The sequence below is a fragment of the Nocardia sp. NBC_01503 genome, from assembly GCF_036327755.1.
Taxonomy (GTDB): Bacteria; Actinomycetota; Actinomycetes; order Mycobacteriales; family Mycobacteriaceae; genus Nocardia.
This window is the reverse complement of sequence record NZ_CP109596.1, coordinates 1,581,445-1,605,527: the sequence shown is the minus strand read 5'-3', so window position 1 is coordinate 1,605,527 and position 24,083 is coordinate 1,581,445. Positions and strand designations below refer to the sequence as shown.

Genomic DNA, 24,083 nt, shown 5'->3' with positions numbered 1-24,083 from the left:
ATCACAGGTTGCAGGACTGTCCCGCGTAGTACGCGACCGAGCACTCCGATTCGCGGGTCAGCTTCCAGGTGCCGTCGATCTCGCGCCACGCCATCTCGATATTCGGGAAGGTGCCGTAGCCGTCGACGGTGACCTGCAGGTTGGCGGTGAGGGTGTCGCCGTTCTGTGCGACCGGTCCGGCGAGTGTCCAGCGCAGGCTCGGAACCGTATTGATCACGCTGCCGACCTGATCGAGCAGCGGCAGACCGGCTTCTCCCGCTTCGAGTTCCGCGGCGCGGGCCGAGCGGGACGCACCCGGATTCAGTGCCAGTCGCAGCTTGGACTGCAGGTCGCCCAGGCCCGGCTGTGCGGTGCGGACCGGTGCGACGATCGGGGCGGCCTGGGCCGGTGCGACAGTCGCCACATTGATCCCGCCGATAACCGCCGCTGCGGCGAAAACCGCTGCTCCCAGCTTCTTTCGGGTGGTGCTGATCATGTATTCATCCAATCGTTCACTTCGGTGGGCCGCGGGCGTTGCCCAAGCGGTACCCAAGCAATATAAGGTAAGCCTATGCAAACATGGGAGGGGACCTTGGTTGCTGTGACGCGATCGCCGAGCGGTTGCGGAGGAAAGTGAGTGTGAACCCGGTGAAGACTCTGCTGGTCGTCGGCGCGGGCCCGAAAGCCCTCGCGGTAGCCGCGAAAGCGCATGTCCTGCAACGACTCGGCCTGCCCGCACCGCGCGTGGTGGTGGTGGAGCCGCATGCGGTGGGCGGCAACTGGCTGCCCAGTGGTGGCTGGACCGACGGCCGTCATCGCCTCGGCACCAGCCCGGAGAAGGATGTGGGCTTCCCGTACCACTCCACCTGGGCCCGCGGCCGCAATCGTGAGATCAACGAGGCCATGCACGCCTTCAGCTGGCCTTCGTTCCTGGTCGATCAGGGCGGTTACGCGGAGTGGATCGATCGCGGCCGGCCCAGTCCGCAGCATCATGTGTGGGCCAAGTATCTGCAGTGGGTCGGGCACCGCATCGATCTGGAATTGGTTCGGGGCCGGGTGAGTTCGATCGCACCGGCGGCCGACGGCTGGCTGATCTCGGTGACCGGCTCCGACGGTGTGGTCACCCTGTTGGACGCCGATGAGCTGATGATCACGGGTCCTGGGCGCAGCTCGCGGGCGCTGGCCGGGCATCCGAAGGTGTTGAGCATCGCCGACTTCTGGGAGTTGGCGGGCCGACGCGCGTTGCCGGTCTCCTCGCGGGTAGCGGTGATCGGCGGCGGTGAGACCGCGGGTTCGGCGCTGGACGAGCTGGTTGCCCACGAGATGCTGACGGTCTCGGTGATCTCGCCGATGCCCACGCTCTACACCCGTGGTGAGAGCTACTTCGAGAACGCGCTGTACAGCGATCCGGGCCGGTGGGCGGGGTTGAGTCTGGAGCAGCGCCGCGATGTGATCCGCCGGACCGATCGCGGGGTGTTCTCGGTGCGGGTGCAGGAGAGTCTGTTGGGGGACAACCGGGTTCATCATCTGCAGGGCCGGGTGACGCGGGTGCGGGAATCCGGTGCGGGGGTCGAGCTGACCCTGCGCAACGCGCCGCGCGCCGATGAACTGCACGTCTTCGATCTGGTGGTGGACGCGACCGGCGGTCAGCCGCTGTGGTTCCTGGATCTGTTCGATACCGATGCCGCGGATCTGCTGGAGCTGGCGGTGGGTGGTCCGCCGACACAGGCCCGGATCGAGGCGGCGGTCGGCTATGACCTGGCCGTATCGAATCTGGAGGCCAAGCTCTACCTGCCGAATCTGGCCGCGCTGACGCAGGGGCCGGGCTTCCCGAATTTGAGCTGCCTGGGCGAACTTTCGGATCGGGTGCTGCGACCGGCGGTCGATGGCTCGGAGGTTGCCAGTCGGGTCGCGGTGGGACGGGTGGAGCACGCACGAGCCAGAAAGTAGGCTAGGCTAGCCTTACTTAAGAGGAGATGAGGTTCGGTTCAATGCGTATCGTGTCGTTCGGCTTCCAGACGTGGGGGCGCAAAACCCTTGCGGCCCTGATCGATTCGGAGCACGAGGTGGTACTCGCGGTCACCCATCCGGCCAGCGAGTCGTCCTACAAGGCGATCTGGAACGATTCGGTCGAGGAGCTGGCTCGCGAGCACGGTATTGCGGTGCACCTCACCGAGCGCGCCGACGCCGAGACGATCGACCTGGTCAAGCGGGCCGAACCCGATGTGATCGTGGTGAACAGCTGGTACACCTGGATGCCGCCCGAGCTGTACAAACTGCCGCCGTTCGGCACGCTCAACCTGCACGACTCACTGCTGCCCAAGTTCACCGGCTTCTCCCCGGTGCTGTGGGCATTGATCAGTGGCAGTGCGGAATTCGGCCTCACCGTGCACCGGATGGACGAGCAGTTGGACACCGGCGACATCCTGGTCCAGCACAAGCTGCCCATTCCCGCCGGAGCCACCGGCACCGAACTCGTGCTCGCCGGAATGGAGTTGATTCCGGGCGCGGTGCACGAGGCCCTGGCGGCGCTGACCGACGGCACCGCGCGGTGGAGGCCGCAGAACAAGGCGGACCGCACCTACTTTCACAAGCGCTCCGACTGCGACAGCCGAGTCGACTTCGCCTGGGACGCGGTAGATCTGGAGCGTTTCGTACGCGCCCTCTCCGAGCCATACCCCCGCGCCTTCTCGCACTACCGCGGTGAGCGCATCGAAATTCTCGCCGCCACCATCTCCGAGGCCCGCTACGGCGGCACCGCGGGCCGGGTCATCGTCCAGGAGGGCGGCGGCGCGGTCGTCTGCGGTCCGAACCCGGTGCGCGGCAACAACCATGCCCTGGTGATCACCCGCGTTCGCACCGCCGACGGCATCGAGCACGACGGCGCCGAATTCTTCGTACGCGGCGGCTATCTCACCGATTCACCCGAATGAGAACCCGTGCCATGTCCACCGCACCCGACGGGACCACGGCCGACGGCGATGCCGCCGAGGGGACCGTAGCCGACCGCGATGCCGCCGAGGGGACCGCAGCCGACGGCGGTGCGGCCGAGGGGAATTCGGTCCCCGGTGTCGTGGCCGAAAGGGACTCCGCCACGTTCTCAGCCTTGGCTGCGCGTGTGTCCGAAGAGGCGGTGGCGGAGGGGAATTCAGCTGATCGGGCCGGGCGACGGGGTTCCGCTCTCGTCGTTCGCCGACCCCTGTCGCCCGGACAGCGTCGCGCCTGGTTCCTCCAGCATCGCGATCCGTCGAATGCCGACCTGAATGTCGGCATCTCCTACCGGCTGACCGGTGACCTGGACGCCGCGCTTTTGCGCGCGGCGGTGGGCGAAGTGGTGGCACGGCACGACATTCTGCGCACCGTCTACGGTGCCGGCGCGGACGGTGAGCTCTTCCAGTCCGTGCTCGCCGATAGCGAATGCGCTTGGCAGGAAGCCGATCTCGCCGACCTACCGTCGACGAGCCGATCCCGCCGCGCGGAAGTCCTGATCCGCCGTATCCTCGGCGAACCCTTCGCCCCGGTCGCAGCGCCTCCCATCCGGTTCGCCCTGATCCGCACCGGCGCTGATGAATACGTCTTCGCCCTGGTAGCCCACGCCCTGTGCTGGGACGACGAATCCTGGGACATCTTCGCCCGCGATCTGGCCGCCGCCTACAACGGCCGACTCCCCGCCGCTCCCGCGATCCAGTACGCCGATCTGGCTGTCGGTGCATCGAACTCCATCGCACCGCCTTCGGACGCTGTGCACGCGAGGGCTGCTGCCTCGCACGGTACGACTGCAAGTGCCGCGATCGTCGACGCTGCGGATTCGACCACCACGGGCGTGATGTCGCTGCCGTACTCCGATGATCGGGGAGTATGCGCGGTCGGTATGGATGACGCGGGCGTCGAGTTCTGGCGGTCGGAGTTGTCGCCGCTGCCCGAACCGCTCGAACTGCCGGGCCATGCCGCGATGTCGCCCCGATCTGTTTCGGCGCGCCGGGTTGTGCGCGAGCTACCTGCCGAATTGGTCTCGGCCGTGGAAGATTTCGCGGTCCGGTTCCATGCCGCCGGGCCTGACACTGCGGCTGCACCCCGTCACCGCCCTGCGGCTGCACCGCGTCGTCCCGGCGCGTCGCCCTTCGGGTCGGGGGATGGTGAAGGGCGGCCGCTCGAGTCGGTATTGCTGGCGGCCTTCGAGGTGCTGATGTGCCGGTACACCGGGACTGCCGACTTTCTCGTGTCCGCGCCGGTTTCGACGCGCGAGGGGGAGGCGCTGCCGGATCGCCCGGATGCGCCGATCGGCTACTTCGGCAATACCGTGCTGCTGCGTGCTGCCCTCGATGATCGGTGGACCTTCGCTGAATTCGTTGCCGCTGTGCGGGATTCCCGGGTTCGGGCGCATGAGCATCGGGCGGTCGGCATCGACCGGGTGGTGGCGACTGTCAATCCGGAGCGGACCGGGGATCGGGATGGGCTGGACCAATTGGTTCGGCTCGGTTTCGGGGTGCGTACCGCTCCGGTCGGTCCGGTGCTCGACGGGGTGACCGTGGCGCGTTTGGAGCTCGGTAGTCCCGCGCCGCGAGTGCCACTGCGGTTCACCGTGGTTCGTGACAGTGCGGGCGCGTATGTGGAGGCCGAGTATCAGGCCGGGCGCTTCGCATCCGGATTCGTCGAGCAAATGCTCACCCACTATCTGCGGTTGTTGACCGTTGCCACGGCCGCGCCGGAGCGCCGCATCGGTGAGTTGGATCTGCTGGACGCGGCCGAACACGCTCGGTTGCTGGAGCTTTCGCGTGGTGAGCGGCGGTCGGCCCCGGCGACCACGATGGTGGCGTTGTTCGAGGAACGGGTGTTGACCGCGCCGCAGGCGACGGCACTGGTGGCTCCCGCTCGGGTGGTCGGCGATGTGACTCTCCCCGAGGTCGAGCTGACCTACGGCGAGCTGAACCGGCGCGCCAATCGGTTGGCGCACTGGCTGATCGGGCGGGGACTCGGTACCGAGGACATCGTCGCGCTGCGGCTGTCGAACTCGGTGGAGTTCGTGGTGGCGGTGCTGGGCGTGCTCAAGTCCGGGGCGGCGTATCTGCCTATCGATCCGGCTTATCCGGATGAGCGGATCGACTATCTGATCGCCGATGCCCGCCCGCGCCTGGTGCTGGGGCGGGTCGAGTTGGAGGCGGCGGAATCGGTGGCTTCCGCTGCGCCGGAGCATGATCCGTTCGAGACGGACCGCGTGCGGCCGCTCCGGCCTGGCAACCTGGCGTATGTCATCTACACCTCCGGTTCGACCGGTCGCCCCAAGGGCGTTCCGGTCGAGCATGTCGCGATCGCCGATCACCTGCTCGGTTTCCGGGCGCAGTGGGGGATGACCGCCGATGATCGGTTGCTGCAATCCTCCTCGGTGAGTTTCGACGCCTCGCTGCTGGATGTCTTCGTAACGCTGACTCTCGGTGCGCGCCTGATCATTCCGCGCCCGGCTGGGTTCACCGATCTGGCGTACATCGCGGATCTGGTGACCCGGTACGGCGTGACGGTGCTGCATATGGTGCCGTCGCTGCTGCGCACCTTCCTGTCGCTGCCGCAGGTGAGTGCCTGGCGCACACTGCGTTTGGTACCGGTGGGTGGTGAGGCGCTGCCGGGTGAGGTCGCCGACCGCTTCGCCGGTGTGCTGGATGCCGAGCTGCGCAATCACTACGGCCCGACCGAGGCCGTGGTCAGCGCCACACATATGCCGGTGGAGGGCCCGCAGGGCAATCGCATCGTGCCGATCGGTCACCCGAACCGCAATGTGGATCTGTATCTGCTCGATGAGCGCCTGCACCTGGTGCCGCCCGGTGTTGTCGGCGAAATCTATTTGGGTGGACCGCAATTGGCGCGCGGCTACCTGGATCGCGGCCCGGCCACGGCGGAGCGATTCATCGCCGATCCGTTCACCCCGGGTGCGCGCCTGTACCGCACCGGTGATCTGGCGCGCCGCAATCTCGCGGGTGCCGTCGAGTTCGTCGGCCGCGCCGACGAACAGGTGAAGGTGCGCGGCTACCGCATCGAACCGGGTGAGGTGCAGGCCGCGCTCAACACGCATCCGGAGATTCGCGACTGTGTGGTGGCGGTGGTCGGCGATGCCGGGTCCGGACCCCTGCTGGCCGCCTACATCGTCCCCGAATCGACCGCGCCGGAGCTGGATACGGTCCGAGCGCACGCCGCCGCAACCCTCCCGGAGTACCTGGTCCCCACCGCCTACGCGGTGATCGACACGATTCCGCTGACCGAGCACGGCAAGCTGGACCGCCGCGCCCTCCCGGACCCGGTCCGCCTGACCACCCGTCCGTACCGAGAACCGGTGACCGCCGCCGAGATTCGCCTGGCCGCCCTGTACGGCCGGTTGTTCGGCATCGACCGCATAGGCGCGGACGACTCCTTCTTCGAACTGGGCGGCCATTCGCTGCTGGCCAATCAGTTGGTGACGCGGATTCGCGCCGAGTTCGGATTCGAGATCGACGTGCGCGCGGTCTTCGACACCCCGTCGGTACGTGGTTTGGCCGCGGTGCTGGAGGCGACCGCCCGAGACAAGGAGCAACACGAGTGAACACCCGAGGTTTGTGGCGCAGAGCCGGATTGGGCCTGCTGGCACTGGGTTTGGTGGTCGGCACCGCCGCCTGCGGTTCGAGTGACGGTGGCGGCGACGGCTCCGGTTCGGTGACGATCGAGCACGTCATGGGTGAGACCGTCATCGACGGCACTCCCAAGCGCGTGGTGACGCTCGGCCCGCAGTGGTTCGATGCCGCGCTGGCGCTGGGCGTGACCCCGGTCGGCTATCTGGTGCCGGGCCTGACCGCCTCGACCAAGGTGCCGTGGGAGCCCGCGATTCCGGACTCCGCCAAGCGCATCGAGGCCACCGGTGACTATGTGGAGCAGATCGCCGCGTTGGAGCCGGATCTGATTCTGGCCCCGGCCTTCATGGCCGATCGCACCATGTACGACAAGCTGTCCAAACTGGCCCCCACCATCGATTCGCTGTCGAGCGCGCAGATCGATCCGTGGCAGGACCAGGTGACCGCGCTGGGCAAGGTGCTGCGCAAGGAGCCCGAGGCGGCGCAGGTCATCGCCGAGGTGGACGGCAAGATCGACGCGGTGGGTGCCAGGCATCCGGGCCTGACGGGTAAGACCTTCCTGACCTGCATGTTGACCGGTCCCGCGCAGTTGATGGTGCTGGCCGATCCGAAGGACGGTTCCGCGCAGGTCTTCACCCGCTTGGGAATGACCATTCCGGCGAACATCGTCGAACAGGCCCCGTCCGGTGGGCGGCTGGCGCTGTCCCCGGAGCGCCTGAGCGACTTGACCTCCGACCTGCTGGTCTGTGGTGCGATGCCCAGCCTGGAGGCGAAGTTCAAGGAGCTGCCCGGCTACAACGAGCTCCCGGCGGTCCGGCACGGCGGTATCTCGTTCGTGGATGTGGTCGCCATCAATGCCATCAATCAGCCGACCGCGCTGTCGGTGCCGTACGTGCTGGAGAAGCTGGAACCGGCGTTCGCGAATATCGCCGGTAGCTAGCAGCCGGTAGCAGGAAGGACCTCACGTCATGACTCTCGAAACCCGTACCGCGGCACCGGCTCGATCCGAGCGTGGCCTGCCACTCTCCCCGGCACAACAGGCGGCGCTGCTGCCGGAGCGGTTGGCACGCACCGCGGCCGCCAATGTATACCTGGCACTGGAGATTCCGGCCGCGCTCGCCGACGGTGTGGTGGCGCGGGCGGCCGAAGTGTTCGCCGCGCACGAGGTCCTGCGCGCGGTCTACCCGGATGACCGCCGGGTGCCGTATCAGCGAGTCGAGGCCGCCCCGGAAATCGCGGCCGTCGGTGTCGAAATCGGCGAAGCCGCACTGGCTCCCGCACTCATGACCGATGCCGGTCACACCTTCGATCTGACCCGTGACCCGTCGATCCGCCTGCGCGTCTACCGCCTGTCCGACCGCGCGGTGCTCTCGATCGCCGCGCATCCGGTCGCCGCCGACGACCGCACCCTGGATCTGCTGGCAGTCCAGCTCTGCTCCGCCGATCCGGTGCAGGCTGTGGCACAGTACCGCGATTTCACCGCCGATCAGCTGAAATCCCTGGCCGCAGCGGATGATTCGCTGGCCTTCTGGACCGAGCGGCTCGCGAGCCTTCCCGACCAGCTGCTGCTGATCGGCTCGCGTCCGGCCACCCCGCGTAGCGCGCGTGCCGTCGTCGAGCTGCCCGCCGATGCCTTGAACGTGCTCGCGTCGGCTGTCGCCGTGCCCATTGTCGAACCCGCCGCCGTGCTGACCGCCCTGGTCGCCGGAGCGCTGCGGGAACTCGGTGCGGGCGAGGACGTGCCGATCGGGGTCGCCGATGAGGCGCGGACCGAAGCTGCCCTGCCGGTTCTCGGCAACTTCGCCAATTATCTGGTGCTGCGAGTTGATTCGAACCGCGGTAGCACGCCGGGGCAGTCCGTGGCCGCGACCGCCGCGTTGCTGGCGCGGGCTCGCGCGCACGCCGGTACCCGGATCGAGCGGCTCACGCATCAACTGCGTGGCCCGGGCGGGGCGGCCCAGGGCGGTCTGTTCCAGGTGCTCGCCGGGGTGCGCGCGGGTGTGCTGGAGTTCGCCGCCGAGGGCGGCACGGTGCGTGAGATCGCTCGCGCGGTGGCCCGCCCGCATGGTGTGGACCTGATCGTGGACGCGGTGGTGACCGAGCGCGGCTGGACCGTGACCGTCGATCTGGCCGAGGAGCTGTCCCGCCGCCACGCGGTGGACGCCTTCGCTCGTCTGCTGCTGCGGACCCTCGAATCCTGGTCGGCCGCACCGGATTCCGTGCCGGATGCGGCGGACGAGGTGACGCCGTGCGGCTGGTTCAGCTCGGACGACGACTCCTTGGACCTGGATCCGTTCGCCATCTCCGGTCTCGGCGGCCCGCCGCAGACCGATGCGGAGCGCGCCATCGCCGCGGCACTGCGCGAGATTCTGGGCTTGGATGAGGATGACGAGGTCGGCCGCGAGGACAACTTCTTCGCACTCGGCGGTGACAGTGTGGCCGCGCTGCGCTTCGTCACCGTGCTCGCCGAACGGGGGCACATCCTGGATGTGCAGCAGGTGTTCGAGTTCCCCGCCGTCTACGAGATGGCCGAGAACCTCACCGCCGAAGGCGCTTCGGAGCCTGTCGCGCCCGCCGTCGAGGTGGCTCCGCTGGCCGCCTCCGGACTGGACGCGGCCGCGTTGAACGCGCTGGCCGGAAAGCTCGCTGCCCGGTGAGCGTGCGGATTCTCGATGTCGTCGCGCTGTCTCCGCTGCAGCGCGGCCTGTATTCGGTCAGTGTCGCCTCGGGCGCGGTCGACCCGTACCTGGTCACCTTCGCGGTCCGGATCGAAGGCTTGGCCGAACTATCCACGCTGCGAAGGGCTTTCGACGGCCTCCTGAAGCGCTACCCGCATCTGGGTGGCGCGGTCGTGACCGACGGACTGCCGCATCCGGTGCTGGTCACCACCACCGAAGGCCGGATCGGCTGGCGTGAACTGGATCTGCGCTCCGCCGCCGATTCGGAAGCCGCTGCGCGGCAGCTGTATCGGGATGAGGGCCGCCGCCGCATCGACCTGGATCGAGGCCCGCTGTTCCGGGTTACCGCCGCCCGGGTCGGCGAAGATGCCTACGAACTGGTCTGCACCGCCCATCACATCATTATCGATGGCTGGTCCATCCCACTGCTGTTCGCGGATCTCATTGCCCTGCACAGTGGTTCGGGTGCGAGCCTGCCGCCCGCCCCGCCGCTGCGTGAGCACGCCGCCTGGTTGGCTAGCCGCGATACGGCCGCCTCCATCCGGGCGTGGACGAATGCTCTGGACGGCCTCGCTCCGATGTCCATGCTGGCGGCCCCCGCGCCCGCCGATATTCCGGTCCTGGGACAGGCGCGCTTCGACCGCGACGAGACCGAACGCGTAACCACGTGGGCTCGCGGCCAAGGACTGACCCTCAATACGGTTCTCCAAATGGCTTGGGCCCGAGTCCTTTCCGGCCTGACCGGCCGCGACGATGTGGTCTTCGGCCAAACCACCTCCGGTCGCGACGCCTCCCTCCCCAATGCCGAACGCCTGGTGGGCGCCCTCGTCACCACCATCCCCGTCCGAGTCCGCCTGGATGACCGCACCCCCGCCGAAATCGGCACCGCCCTTCAGCGCGAGGTGGCCCAACTCCGTGCCCACGAATACCTGGGCATAGCCGAAATCACCCGCCACACCGGCGGCAACCAACTCTTCGACACCCTCCTGGTCTTCGAGAACACCCCTCTCGGCGCGGTCACCGCCGACATGCCCATGGGCAACGGCGCGCGCCTGCTGCCCCGCCGCGTGGATTCCCCCAGCCACTACCCGATAGCGGTGGTCCCGGTCCTGGAGCACGGCGAACTCATCACCCGCGTAGAAATCCGCCCGGACCTGGTCTCCCGCTTCGACCCCGACCGCCTGGCCCGCCGCATGCTCGCCGTCGTCCACCGCCTGGTGGACACCGAAACCGCCACCGCCGTCTCCCTACTCCTCGACGACGAACCCGCCGCCCTGGCCACCGAACACTCCATCCCTCCGGTTGTGATCCGTGAGCAGTTGGACGTGAACCTCGGGCGGCCGGACGTGATCGCTACGCGGTCGAGTGTGCGCCCTGGCGAGCTGGACGCGTCCACCGCCGTCATCCCGGCACGGGTTTGGCCGGGATCCACACCCGACGTACTCCCACAGAACGCTGTGGATTCCGGCCGAAAGCACGCCGGAATGACGGGGCGAATCTCCGCCGAGGAGGAAGGCTCCCTCGCCCTCGACATGGGCACCGCGCTGGTCTCCGACGTTCTTCTTGCTACGGCAGACCGCTCCGCCGCCGTCGCGGTGATCGATACCGAGGGCGAGCACACCTTCGCCGAATTCGGCTCGGCGGTAAGAACTCTCGCTATGCGATTGCGGGCGAGTGGAGTGTACGCAGGTGACGCTGTGGCCGTTGTGCTCCCGCGTGATCGCCGAGTGTTGCACGCGCCCTTCGCCATTGCGCATGCGGGTGGTGTCTGTGTGCACGTCGATCCGGGTACTCCACCCGATCGGCTCGTGTATCTCCTGGAGACCTCCGGCGCGCGTCTGGTGCTCGCTGCCGAAGATCTGTCGGATGTGCTGGTACAGGTCCGCGCACAGGGCGTGCGGTTCGCGCACGGTGTCCCCGGCGGTACCGGTGAGCTGCGGCTGATCGGCCGGGCTGATGACGCTGTGGATGAGGAGTCTGCCGAGACAACGGGGAACCGGGTGACGTGCGACGCCGATGAGCGGACTGCCGCGCTGGAAGGTGAGCAGTTCGGCGGGGCGTACGGCGTAGTCCCCGTCGACGCGGACGCGCCGGGCGTGCCGCTGGTCACCGGGCAGGCCCGATCGGGGTCACGAGAAACGTCAGCCGTGACGCCGTTCTATGTCATCTTCACTTCCGGCACCACGGGTCGCCCGAAAGGTGTTGTGGTACCCCATGGCGCGCTGTTGAGCCATTGGGCCAATCATGAGCGCCGGATCTTCGCCCCGGCGGCGGAGCGGCTCGGGCGGCGGTTGCGGATCGGGCATGGCTGGTCGACGGGATTCGACGCCGCGTGGCAGCCGACCGTGGCCCTGTTGAGCGGGCATACCGTGGTCATGCTCGGGGAGCAGGCGCGCGCCGATGCCGAGCAGATCGCGGCGGCCATTACCCGGCACGGGATCGACATTTTCGATACCTCGCCGTCGATGTTGCCGCGCCTCATAGCTTTCGGACTCTTCACCGAGCGTGATGGCGTGGAGCACTGCCCGCTGGCGGTGCTCGCGCTGGGCGGCGAGGCCATCGATCCGGATACCTGGAAGCGCCTCGGTGCGCTGCCGGATACCCGCGTCATCAACTTCTACGGCCCGACCGAGGCGACGGTCGAGGCGCTCATGGCCGATGTGCACGAACATGATTCGCCGACGATCGGGCGCACCTTCGACCGTATGACCGCCGAGATTCTCGATCACCGGCTGCGTCCGGTGCCGCCGGGTGGATTGGGCGAGCTGTACCTGTCGGGTCCGCAGCTGGCCCTGGGCTACCTGAACCGCCCGGCCACAACCGCTGCGGCGTTCGTAGCGGGCCCGTTCGGAAGGCGTTATCGCACCGGCGATCTGGTGCGTCGCGCCACCGACGGCACGGTCGTCTACGAGGGCCGTATCGACAGTCAGGTCAAGATCAACGGCTATCGCGTGGAGCCCGATGAGGCCGCCGTGGTGCTGCGCGAACTCGACGGTGTCGAGCATGCGGCGGTGCTGGCCTACACCGATAACGGTCGCACCCGCCTGGGCGCACTCGTGGTGAGCGCTGTGCCGGTGCCGCGGTTGCGCCTGGCCATGGCCCAGCGCCTGCCGCGCTTCCTGGTGCCCACCCGCATCGTCGCGGTGCCGGAAATCCCGTTGAACCGCAATGACAAACTGGATGTGCACGCCGCCACCGCCCTGCTCACCGCGACCGTGGTCGGATCCGGCGGGAGCGAGCCCGCCACCGAAACCGAGCGGGCCCTGCTGGGAGTGATCTCCGCCCTGGGTGCGTCGGGCACCGGTCCGGCGATCACCGACAGTCTGGTGGATCTGGGTATCGACAGTATCGGCGTGATCGATCTCGTATCCCGGTTGCGCGGCGTGGGTTTCCACGTCGCGGCCCGAGATGTGCTGGCGGCCGGCGATCTTCGTGAGCTCGCGGCTCGCCTCGACGAACTCGCCGCGGCGGGGGAGGGGCGAGCGGAGGCGGAGGTCACGCCCGCGGGCGCGCTGCTCCCACTCACGGCCCTGGCCCGCGAGATCATCGGCAATGGTGACTACCGCTATTTGGCACAGTCCCAGGTGATTTCGCTCCCGGATGACGCCACCGCGTCGGCCGTCGCGGACAGGATCTCGGCTCTCGCCACCGCTCATCCGACGCTGCGTTCGCGTCTGGTCGTGGACTCCGACGGTGTACCCGCCCTGCGGGTGGAGGAACTGCCCCCGCATCCGATGTGGCTGCGTGAATCCGACGGAACCGGTTCACCCGCAACGTATCTGGCGGACACCGTGGCCCGGCTGGACCCGGAAGCGGGTCTGATGTCGGCCGCGACAATCCTCTCCGGCCCGCAGCCTCGGCTACTGCTGTCCATCCATCACCTCGCGGTGGATGTGGTGTCCTGGCTCATCCTGGTCGATGACCTGCGCCGTCTCGATCAGGGCCACGCACCGCTGAACGAGCAGCCATACGGTGAAACCGCAACGGCGACAATCACCTCCGGTGCCGAGATCCTCGGCGCACCCCTGGCCGGTGAACTCACCGATCCGGCGCGGGACCGCGCGGGCAAGCTCACTCAGCGCGTGGTGGAGCTCGGTCCGGACCGCACCGAGCAGCTCCTGGCCGCCTGCGCGCAGGCGACCGTCCCGCTGGAGGACGCGCTGATTCTGGCCTGTGCCCGCGCATTTCCGGATATCGCCGATGCCGGTGGCCGGGTCGCGATCACCCGCGAATCGCACGGCCGCCCGGATGACGACGACTCCCGCCGAGTCGGCTGGTTCACCGTCGAGGAGACGGTCCTGGTTCCGCGCGCGGCAGCGGAGTGGACACCCGGTGCGCACCCGTCCGGCAGGGGAGCGGATACCGCATCGAACACGCCGGACCTGTCCGAGCGCACCTTCGCCGCACGCGGCCAATTGCGCATCAATCACCTGGGCCGTTTCGATGTCCTGCGATTCGGCACCGGCCCTTGGTCGCCCGCGCCGCTGGCGGAGTTCACCGGTGAGTTCGGTGTGGCCGCGCATCCGGATCTGCCGCTGCGGTTCAGCGTGGATATCACCACCGCGGTGGTGCCGCGGGACGGTCGCCCGTCGCTCGTGGCGCAGTTCGATGTGAATACGGCTGTGCTGGATGGTCTGGCGGTGGATGCGCGCGCCGAGCGCTGGGCCGCGGTGCTGAGCGAGTTCGCGGGGTCCTGAGCGATCCGAGAATTTGGGCGATAGGGGTCCGCGGCGGCATTTTCGCGGACCCCATTCGGCGTATTCCCTTGTCAGAGCGTTTTACTCAAGTATTTAGGTTAGCCAAACCACACCCCTTCACCACGCTAGTAAGCATGGGCTAACATCCTTCTGAAGTTAGGCAAGCCTACCTTTGGTGCCTCGATAGGAGGCGGCCCGTTCGCAGGATGAGGAGTTCGATGCTCGACAAGGCTGGGATTCGCGCACTCGTGGCGGCGGCGCTGGACGTCGCCCCCGAATCGATCGGTGACGGCGACGATCTCGTCAGCCTCGGCATGCACTCCATGAAGCTCATGCAACTCTCCGCCAAGTGGCGCAAGCAGGGGTATGAGGTCCGCAGCTCGGCCCTCGCCCTGGAACCCACCCTGGCAGCCTGGACCGCCCTGCTGCTCGCGGGCCGGGTCCAGGACACCACAGCTGTCGCAGCCGGAAATGCCTCGGCCGTCGCGGCTCCCGCCGACCTCGGCGGCACCGAATCCGGTACGCCCGGGGATGAATTCGGTCTCGCGACCATGCAGCACGCCTACTGGATGGGCCGTCGTCAGGATCAGGCCCTCGGTGGCGTCGCCGCGCATCTGTACGTCGAATTCGACGGCAACGGTCTCGATCCAGAGCGCCTGCGCCGTGCGGTCACCCGCCTGGTGCGCCGGCATGAGCAGCTGCGCGCCCGCTTCACCGACAGCGGCACCCAGCAGACCCTGCCCGAACCGCAGCGCCCGGTCTTCGCGGCGCTCACTCTCAACGCCGACTCCGAGGCCGCCGAGCTGGAACGCCTGCGCCAGGACAAGAGTCATCAGCGCATGGATGTGGCGGCCGGGCAGGTCATCGATATCGCACTGTCTCTGCTGACCGGCGGCGGGCATCGCCTGCACGTGGATGTGGATATGCTCGCCGCCGACGCGCAGAGCTACCGCCGCATCCTCGAGGATCTGGCCACGCTCTACGAGACCGATGCGGACCTCGCCGATTCCCTCGACTACACCTTCCGCGCCTACCTGGCCGCGAAAGAGCAGGCGGCCCCTGATAATTCGGCCGATCGCGAGTGGTGGGCGGCTCGCCTGGGTGATCTGCCCGGCATTCCCGCACTGCCGGTGCTGCCCGAGACCGAGCGCCGCGAACCGAGTCGCAGTGTGCGCCTGCATCATTGGTTCGATCCGGCGGCTCGCCGGCGTCTGAACCGGATCGCGCACAGCCACGGCGTGACGCCCGCGGTCACCCTGGCCACCGTCTTCTCCGAGGCGATTGCCCGTTGGTCGGCCCGGCAGCGTTTCCTGCTGAACGTCCCGCTGTTCAACCGTGAACCGCTGCACGACGATATCGACCGCGTGGTCGGCGACTTCACCAATTCGGTCCTGGTCGACGTGGACGCCACCCGCCGCGAATCCATGGTGGACCGCGCCAAGCGACTCCAGCGCGAATTGCACACCTGCGCGGCGCATTCGGTCTACGAGGGCCTCGATGTACTGCGCGATCTGGGCCGCCTGCACGGCGCGCCGGTCACCCCGTCGGTCGTCTTCACCTCCGGCCTGGATCTGGGCGAACTCTTCTCCGAGCGGGTGCTGAGCGTCTTCGGCGCACCGGTGTGGATCATCTCCCAGGGTCCGCAGGTCGACCTGGATGCCCAGGTCGTAGAGCTCAATGGCGGATTCCTGGTGAACTGGGATCTGCGCCGCGACGCTCTCCCCGAGGGGGTCGCCGATGCCATGTTCACCGAATTCCGTTCTCTCCTGGACGGATTGGTGGCCGACGGCGCGGATTGGCAGGCCGACCTCGCCATCGACCTGCCTGCCGCTCAGCGGGCGGTCCGCGAGGCCGTCAACTCCACCGACCTCGAACTGGGCGGCCCCCGCACGCTGCACGAAGCCTTCTTCGCCCTGGCGCGCCGGCACCCCGACCGCCCCGCGCTGCGCTGGTTGAGCCATGGCGAACGCACATATGGCGAGCTGGCTGGGCAGGCGCTATCGGTGGGCCGCGCGCTGGTCGATGCCGGAGTGCGCCCCGGAGACACCGTCGCGGTCATGATTCCCAAGGGGCATAGGCAGATTCCGGCGGTGCTGGGTGTGCTCGCGGCCGGCGCGACCTACCTGCCGATCAGCCCCGAGCAGCCGCGGGCGCGACGCGATCGCATGCTGGAGCGTGGCGGTGCGCGGGTGGTGCTGGTGGATGCTCCGGCGCAGTTGCCTGAGCAGATGACCGCGCTGCCACTGGCCGATGCCGTCGCGGGGGAGCGGCTGGACGCACCGCATATCGCGCCCGCCGATTCGGTCGCCTATGTGTTGTTCACCTCGGGCTCGACCGGTGAACCCAAGGGTGTGGAGGTGAGTCATCGCGCGGCGGCGAACACCATCGACGCCATCATCACCCACTTCGATCTGGGCGCGGACGATCACACCATCGGTCTCTCGGCGCTCGAGTTCGACCTGTCGGTCTTCGACATCTTCGCCCCGCTCTCCCTGGGCGGTGCGGTCGTCGCGGTCGAGGCGGATATCGAACGCGATGCCGTGGCCTGGACCCGGCTGATCGCGGAAACCGGTGTGACGGTGGTGAACTGCGCCCCCGGCCTGATCACCATGCTGCTGGATACCGCCACCGCCGAGCAGTTGCGCACGGTGCGAGTGGTCATCACCGGCGGTGACCGGGTGAAATCCCAACAGGGCCACCGCGTCCGGGAGCTGGTTCCCGGAGTGCGCTTCGCGGGTCTGGGCGGCACCACCGAGACCGCCATCCACTCCACCGTCTGCGAGATCACCGACGCCTACCCGTCCGACCGCGCGAATGTCCCGTACGGCACCCCGATGGCGAATGTGCGCTGCCGCGTGGTGAATTCGCGCGGCGAGGACTGCCCGGACTGGGTTCCGGGTGAACTGTGGATCGGCGGCGTCAGCGTCGCGGACGGCTACCGCGGCGATCCCGAGCGCACCGCCGACCGCTTCGTCACCGTGGACGGTATGCGCTGGTACCGCACCGGCGATATGGCCCGCTACCTGCCCGACGGCACCCTGGACTTCCTGGGCCGCGCCGACCATCAGGTGAAGATCCGCGGCTTCCGGGTGGAGCTCGGTGAGGTCGAATCCGCCCTGGCAGCACAGCCGGGGATCCGCGAAGCCGTTGCCCTGGTGACGGATTCGGGCCGTCTGGCCGCGGTCGCCGCGGCCGAGGGCGCGATCTCCGCCGAGGTCGTACGCACCGGTGTACGGGACCTGCTGCCCGCGCACATGATTCCCGAGATCCTGGAACTGGTCTCCGTGATCCCGTTGACCGGCAACGGCAAACTGGATCGCGCCGCCATCGGCCGCATGGTGGCGGCCGGTGACGATACCGCTCGCGACACCTACCTGGCCCCGGAGACGGCGCTGGAGGCCGCTGTGGAGTACATCGCCGCCATGGTCCTGGGTATCGAGAAGCTCGGTGTGGCAACGGATTTCTTCGATGTCGGCGGCAATTCGATTCTCGCCACCACCCTCACCGCCAAACTGCGCGGCCTGCTCGCCCTGGATCGGTTCGGCGTCACCGCCGTACTGGAGGGCCGCACCGTGCGCGGTATCTGCACCGCACTCCTGGCCGGGGAGCCCACCCCGGACCGGCTGGACCAGGTGTCCCGCATTCTGCTCGAGCTCGCCGAGATCCCGAATCCGGAGCCGGTCGCCGCGCGCTGACCGGTTCGCACTACCGGAATCCGTTCCGGCGCAAGGGTTCGCCGAAGTACAAGGATTGGTTTCACCTGATGAAGTCGCTGGAAGACCTACAGGCAGCAATGGCGGCTCGCCTCGCCACCGCCGGTTTGGCCGCCGCACCCGCGGTCCCGGTGCGCCGCGATCGCACCCGAGCGGCGCTGTCCTTCGGACAGCGCTATGTGTGGGCGCATCAGCAGATCGCCCCGGACAGCGCCGCCTACAACCTCTGTCTGGCACTGACTTTCGACGGTGAGGTGGATGCGCGGGCGCTGCGCCGCTCGTTCCTGGCGCTGGTCCAGCGGCACGAGGTGCTGCGCACCACCTACCACAATGACGAGCAGGGCGACCCCTACCAGCGGATTCACGATGACCTGCCGCCCCGGCTGACCGAAATCGACCTCACCACAGCGGATATCGCCGAGGGGACGGGCGAAGGACGCGCGATGCCGGATGCGCGCGACGAGGGCGCGAGTCGCATCGCCCCGGACCCGGCCGAGATCGACCGGCGGTTGGCCGAGTTGACCAGGGCCGCCGCGTACGAGACCTTCGACCTCTCGTCGGAATCCTCACTGCGCGTGACCTTCGTCCGCACCCGCCCGGACCGCCTGGTCGTACTGCTGGTGATCCAGCACATCGCCTGGGACGGTATGACCCTGCCCGCCGTCTCCCGCGATGTGGAGAACTTCTACCGTCAGGCCCGCACCGGCGATATCACGGTGGAACCCCTGCGCCTCCAGGTCGCCGACTTCGCCGAATGGGAGCAGGACCGGTACCGCGACGGCGACCACAGCGCCGAAATGGAGTTCTGGGCAAGCCAATTCGACGGTGAGGTGCCCGAACTCCAGCTGCCCTACGATCGCCGCCCCGTCAGCGTCAGCGAGCGCGGCGACCGCTTCGACCGGCTGCTCGGTGAGCGCGCGGACGCCAATCTGCGCCGCCTCTCGGCCGACCTGCGCACCACCCCGTTCTCGGTATTCCTGGCCGCCTACTACCTGGCGCTGCGCCGGACCACCGGTCAGCGCGACATCGTGGTCGGCACCACCGTGGCCAATCGCGAGGAGTCCGGTCAGGAGCTGCTGATCGGAAACCTCTCCAATATGATTCCGCTGCGCTTCACCGGCGCGGGCGCGGGTACCTTCGCCGAACTGGTGGATCAGGTGCGCGCCACCACCACGGAAGCGTTCAAGCACAAGCATTTCCCGCAGGAGGGCATCGTCCGCGCGGCCAACAGCGCCACCGGACATATCGGTTCGAAGCTCTTCGACACCATGGTGCTGTTCCTGCACCAGAGGATCGACGGCCCGCAGCTGCCCGGCGCGACGACCAGCTGGGAACTCATCGACAATGGCGGGGCCCTGCTGCCGCTGGTCGTGGAGACCTTCATGCACGGCGATCGCACCGATGTGCAGATCACCTACCGCACCGACCTTTTCGGCCACGGCACCATCGAGCGCCTGCACGAGTACATCGATCAGATACTGGCCGCCGCCACCCCCGGCGCGACCCTGAGCTCGCTCGAGACGCTCACCGCCTCCGACCGCGCTCGCCTGGACGACTGGTCCCACGGTGACCGCCCCGCCATCACCCCCGAAACCGTCGACGCCATGATCCGCACCTCCGCGGCCGAGCATCCGGACCGGATCGCGGTCATCTTCGAGGACACCGAACTCGACTACGCCGAATTCGATTCCCGCGTCAACGGACTCACCCGCATGCTGCTCGAGCGCGGTGTGCGCAACGGTGATCGAATCGGCGTCTACGCCGAACGCAGCGAATGGCTCCCGGTCGTCTTCGCCGCCGTCCTGCGCGCGGGCGCGGTCTACGTCCCCGCCGACCCCAGCTACCCCCCGGACCGCATCGAGTACATGCTCGGCGATTCCGAACTCGCCCTGATGATCACCGCGGTCTTCACCGAATCGGCCGAATCCCCCCGTCATCCCGGCGCGCTTTTGGCCGGGATCCACAGCCGTGGATCATCGGCTGATGGTGTGGATCCCGGCCAAATACATGCCGGGATGACGGGGGAGGCTGTCGCCGGGACGACGGGCGATGTCGCCGGGATGACGGGGAAGGCTGCGGGCAGGAGTGGTCTCTCGCTGTTGGACCTCGCTGATCCGGGCATCCAGGCTGAACTCGCTGCCACCGACGCCAGTCCGGTGCGGCCGGCGGAGTTGGCCCGGCCCATTCATCCGCTCGATGCGGCGTACCTGCTCTACACCTCGGGCACGACCGGCCGACCCAAGGGCGTGGTCATTCATCACCGCGCCATCGCCAATCATGTGCAGTGGATGCGCGATTACCTCGGGTTCGGCGCGGAGCGCATCCTTCAGAAGGCTCCGATCGGGTTCGATGTCTCGGTCTTCGAGCTGGTCAATGCCCTGTGCACCGGTTCGGCGACCGTGCTTCCGCATCCGGACTGGTGGCAGGCCGATGTGGAGGCGCTTGCCGGAATCATCGACCGGCACCGGGTGACTCAGCTGTCCCTGGTCCCCAGCGTGACCCGCGCCTTCCTCGATGCCGGGCCGGATCCGGAGCGGTTGCGGTCCATGCGCTACGTCTATCTCGGCGGCGAATCCGTGCCGCCCGCCCTCGTGGAGGAGGCGAGCCGGGTTTTCGGCGGCACCGTTCTGGGCCTGTACGGTCCGACCGAGGCCGCCATGGACCTCACCCACGAGGATTTCGCGGGTACCCGAGGCGGTGACGAGATCCGCTCGGCGCTCATCGGTGTGCCCGAATCGAATTCGTCGGTCTTCGTCCTGGACGAACAGCTGCGCCGGGTGCCGCCGGGTGTCACCGGAGAGTTGTACCTGGGCGGCGTACAGCTGGCTCGGGGCTACCACCGCCGCCCGGGGCTGAGCGCCGGAACCTTCGTGGCCTGCCCGTTCGCCCTGGAATCCGGTGCGCGCATGTACCGCACCGGCGATATCGTGCGCTGGAATTCGCGTGGCCGCCTCGAATATCTGGGTCGCGTGGACGATCAGGTCAAGATTCGCGGCCACCGCATCGAACTCGGCGAGATCGGCACCACGCTGCGCCGGATGCCGGGTATCGGTTCGGCCGCCGCTGTCGCATTGCCACGCGGCAATGACTCCGTACTGGTCGGGTACTACGTTGCCGAGCCGAATTCGTTGTGCGCCAGCGACTCCGAGACGGCCGTCGCGGCGAGCATTCGCGCCTACCTGGCGGAACGCCTGCCCGAGTACATGATTCCGGCCGCTGTGGTGCGCATGGCCGCGCTACCGCTCACCGCGAACGGCAAACTCGACCGTCGTGCGCTACCGGAGCCCGATCTCGGCGGCAGTACCGGTCGCGGTCGAGACTTGAGCGACGGCCCGGAAACCCTTGTCGCTGACGCTGTTCGCCAGGTGCTCGGCCTGACCGACGAGGTCACCCTCGCGGCCGACGACGACTTCCTGGCGCTGGGCGGTGACTCCATCACCGCCATCCGCATGGCCTCCGCCCTGAAGAAGCGTGGCCTCGCCATCACCACCAGCGCCCTGTTCGACGCTCGCACCATCGCCGCCATCGCCGCCGCGACCACCGCCCTCGTCGACACCGGCGCACCCGCGCTGATCGACGCGGGCGCGGCCACCGGCTGGATCCCGCTCAATCCGATTGCCGCCATGCTGGTCGAAAAGGTCGGCGAATACACCGGATACAGCCAGGCCACCGCCATTGTCACCCCGCCCGATGCCACCGCCGACCGGCTTGCCGCCGCCGTGAACGGTCTACTCGACCGGCACCCGCTATTGCGTGCCCGTCTCGGTGTCGTACCGGAGAATGAGACGTTCCCCGGGATGACGGCGGGTTCCCCTGCCTATTACGTTCCTGCGGTTGGTGAGGCGTATCCGCCGGTCGCACTGGTCGAGGTCGAAATCCCCAGTGCGGAATGGGATCTCACCACCGGTTCGGTGCTGCAAGAGCAGTTGCATCTTGTCGGGAGCGCGCTCGATCCCGCTGCCGGGCGCATGGTGGGGGCGGTGTGGGCGCGGACCCCGGACCGGACCGATGGCCGTCTGCTGCTGGTCGTCCACCACCTGGTGGTGGACGGCGTCTCGTGGCGCATCCTGCACGACGATCTGCGCGGACTCTGGCAGGACGGCGCACTCGATCCCGAGTCCGGAACCTCGGTCAAGACCTGGAATTCCAACCTGCTCCGCTACGCCGAAAGCCGCACCCTCGCATCGGAATTGTCGTATTGGCAGGCCGTCGCCGAGAGCGCGGACCCGCTATTGGGCTCCCGCCCCTTCGACCCGGCGATCGACACCATCGCCACTTCGCACGAGGTCACCACCGAACTGGATGCCGAGGACACTCGCTTCCTCATGACCACCGGTGCGCAGGCGTTCGGCTGCGATTTCCTCGATATCCAGGTGGCGGCGCTGGTCGTGGCCGTGCACCGCTTCCGGCGCGCACGGGACCGCGATACCGGCACCGTCGCGCTCACCATGGAGCGGCACGGGCGAGTCGAAAACCTTTTCGCCGGAGCCGATCTGGCCAATACGGTGGGTTGGTTCACCAGCGCCTATCCGGTCGCCCTCGATGTCGTGCGGGGCGGTGAGATCGAGGTGACCGATGCGGTGAAGGCGGTCAAGGAGCAGTTGCTGGCGGTACCGGACTCCGGTATCGGCTGGGGACTGCTGCGCTGGCTGAACGAGCAGGGCCGCAGCGTACTGGCCGACCGGCCCGCACCGCAGCTCAGCTTCAATTACATGGGTCGCTTCGCGGTCGCGGAGACGGCCGAAATCTGGTCGGCCGCACCGGAATTCGGCTACCTCGGTGGCCATGCCGATCCGGCCATGCCGGTGGCGGCGGTCCTGGATGTGAATACCGTGACCGTCACCGGCGGTGACGGCGCCACCCTGCGCGCGTCCTTCCGCTTCCCGGCCGGTGTGCTCACCGATGCCGAGGTGCACGAGTTCGCCGATCTGTGGGCGGGCGGCCTGCGCGATTTCGCCAAGACCGTGCGCGATGACCCCGGCCGCCGCTTCACCCCCGGTGATGTGCTGGCCCGCGAGGTCACCCAGCTGGATCTGGACCGCTGGCAGACGCTCTACGGCGCATTCGCCGATGTGCATCCGCTCGCACCCATGCAGGCGGGTCTGTACTTCACCGCGCTCGGCTCCGGCGGCAAGGACTTCTACAATGTGCAGACCATGATCGCCGTGCGCGGCGCCCTGGAGCTGCCGCGTCTCACGGCCGCCCTGGATACCGTGATCAACCGCTATCCCAATCTGCGGGTGGCCATTTCGGTATCGCATGCCGGGCAGCCGTATGCGATCGTCACCGATCACGTGCGGGTTCCGGTCCGTGAGGTCGACTTCTCGGCCCGCTCGGATGCCGACCGGCGCCTGCGGGATTTCCTGCTGGCCGATCAGGGTGAACAGTTCGATCTTTCGCGCGGCCCCCTCACCCGGGCCACCGTCGTGCACCTGCCGGACGCGGTGCACATGCTGGTGCTCACCTCGCATCATCTGCTCACCGACGGTTGGTCGGGGCAGCTGCTGCCGCAGGAGATCTTCGCCGCCTACCTCAGCGAGGGCACCGCCGCACCGATCGGCAACCCGAACACCTTCGCCGAATTCCTGCGCCTGACCCAGGATCGGGAGGCGGCGACCGAGGCGGCGTGGTCCGGCTATCTCGAGGGCGTGCGGCCGTGCCTGGTCGCACCGAACCGCGTACCCGAGGGTGGTGGCGTGCCCACCGGCCGCTCCGCCGTCATCGACGCCGAGGTGGTGCGGCGGCTCACCGCACTCGCCGCCGAGGTCGGCACCACCTTCAGTGTCATCTGCCAGCTGGCCTGGGCCAATGTGCTGCGTTATGTAACTGGTTCGGAGACAGCGGTATTCGGTGAGGTGGTCTCGGGCAGGCCCGCCGATCTCGACGAGGTGGACAATGCCGTCGGCTGCTTCGCCAACACCATTCCGGTGGCGGTCGGACTGCGCGGCGATGCCAGCTGGCGGGAACTGCTGGCCGAAATCCAGCGCCGCCGAGTCGAACTCATGGAATTCCAGCAGTACCGGCTCACCTCCGCCATCCGGGCGACCGGCGTACGCAGACTCTTCGACTCCATGTTCGTCTTCCAGTCCTACCCGCCCGGCCGCGCAGAGTTGGAAAACCTACTGGCACAGGCGAAATTGGAGCTGGTCAGCTTCGAGGGCGGTGGCGCGACCGATAACGCGCTACTGGTGATGATCTTCCCCGCCAATTCACTGCTGCCCGGCGACGGCGTCCAGGCTGTGGTCTTCTATGCGGAGGACTCCTTCGACGACACCGAGGCCGAGATCATCGAGTCGGCCTTCCACGACACCCTGCGCGCCATCGCCGCCGCACCGGACACCAGCGTCGACGCGTCCCCCGTCATCGGCGACGAAGACCACGGCCTGCTGGTCATGCGCCGAATGTGGCAGTGAGAGCGGCGGA

At 68.1% G+C, this 24,083-nt stretch carries 9 protein-coding genes; 8 read left to right on the top strand and 1 reads right to left on the bottom strand.

What is annotated here, in order from left to right; genetic code table 11:
• Window position 1: 1 nt before the first annotated feature.
• A complete protein-coding gene (locus tag OHB26_RS07270; RefSeq protein ID WP_330183449.1) occupies window positions 2-475 on the bottom strand; it encodes a hypothetical protein in 474 nt (157 codons plus the stop codon).
• A gap of 152 nt (window positions 476-627) precedes the next feature.
• On the opposite strand from OHB26_RS07270, the gene OHB26_RS07265 reads away from it, so the two are divergent.
• The 8 genes from OHB26_RS07265 to OHB26_RS07230 all read left to right on the top strand — a co-directional run bounded on the left by OHB26_RS07265 (window position 628) and on the right by OHB26_RS07230 (window position 24,073).
• On the top strand, window positions 628-1,929 hold the full coding sequence (locus tag OHB26_RS07265; protein ID WP_330185529.1) for a SidA/IucD/PvdA family monooxygenase: 1,302 nt from the start codon (window positions 628-630) through the stop codon (window positions 1,927-1,929).
• Between the two features lie 41 nt (window positions 1,930-1,970).
• Window positions 1,971-2,912, top strand: coding sequence for a methionyl-tRNA formyltransferase (locus tag OHB26_RS07260; protein WP_330183448.1), 942 nt, complete (start codon window positions 1,971-1,973; stop codon window positions 2,910-2,912).
• A gap of 11 nt (window positions 2,913-2,923) precedes the next feature.
• Entirely contained in the window at window positions 2,924-6,547 is a 3,624-nt protein-coding gene (locus OHB26_RS07255) for a non-ribosomal peptide synthetase (RefSeq protein WP_330183447.1), read from the top strand.
• Window positions 6,544-7,512: an ABC transporter substrate-binding protein gene (locus tag OHB26_RS07250; RefSeq protein WP_330183446.1), complete on the top strand. Its 969-nt coding sequence runs from the start codon at window positions 6,544-6,546 to the stop codon at window positions 7,510-7,512. Before OHB26_RS07255 ends, OHB26_RS07250 begins: the two co-directional genes overlap by 4 nt.
• Window positions 7,513-7,540: 28 nt before the next feature.
• Window positions 7,541-9,229: a condensation domain-containing protein gene (locus OHB26_RS07245; protein WP_330183445.1), complete on the top strand. Its 1,689-nt coding sequence runs from the start codon at window positions 7,541-7,543 to the stop codon at window positions 9,227-9,229.
• The gene (locus OHB26_RS07240; RefSeq protein ID WP_330183444.1) at window positions 9,226-13,947 is read left to right on the top strand and encodes a non-ribosomal peptide synthetase; all 4,722 of its coding nucleotides are present in this window, start codon (window positions 9,226-9,228) and stop codon (window positions 13,945-13,947) included. The genes OHB26_RS07245 and OHB26_RS07240 overlap by 4 nt, the downstream gene beginning before the upstream one ends.
• A 218-nt stretch (window positions 13,948-14,165) precedes the next feature.
• Entirely contained in the window at window positions 14,166-17,642 is a 3,477-nt protein-coding gene (locus tag OHB26_RS07235; protein WP_330183443.1) for a non-ribosomal peptide synthetase, read from the top strand.
• Between the two features lie 68 nt (window positions 17,643-17,710).
• Window positions 17,711-24,073, top strand: a complete 6,363-nt coding sequence (locus tag OHB26_RS07230; protein ID WP_330183442.1) for a condensation domain-containing protein — start codon at window positions 17,711-17,713, stop codon at window positions 24,071-24,073.
• Window positions 24,074-24,083 lie beyond the last annotated feature (10 nt).

Excerpts from the sequence above, each read along its gene's own strand:
- OHB26_RS07230 (WP_330183442.1), top strand. The coding sequence starts at position 17,711 with ATGAAGTCGCTGGAAGACCTACAGGCAGCAATGGCGGCTCGCCTCGCC.
- OHB26_RS07260 (WP_330183448.1), top strand. The coding sequence starts at position 1,971 with ATGCGTATCGTGTCGTTCGGCTTCCAGACGTGGGGGCGCAAAACCCTT.
- OHB26_RS07270 (WP_330183449.1), bottom strand. The coding sequence starts at position 475 with ATGATCAGCACCACCCGAAAGAAGCTGGGAGCAGCGGTTTTCGCCGCA.
- OHB26_RS07235 (WP_330183443.1), top strand. The coding sequence starts at position 14,166 with ATGCTCGACAAGGCTGGGATTCGCGCACTCGTGGCGGCGGCGCTGGAC.
- OHB26_RS07255 (WP_330183447.1), top strand. The coding sequence starts at position 2,924 with ATGTCCACCGCACCCGACGGGACCACGGCCGACGGCGATGCCGCCGAG.
- OHB26_RS07245 (WP_330183445.1), top strand. The coding sequence starts at position 7,541 with ATGACTCTCGAAACCCGTACCGCGGCACCGGCTCGATCCGAGCGTGGC.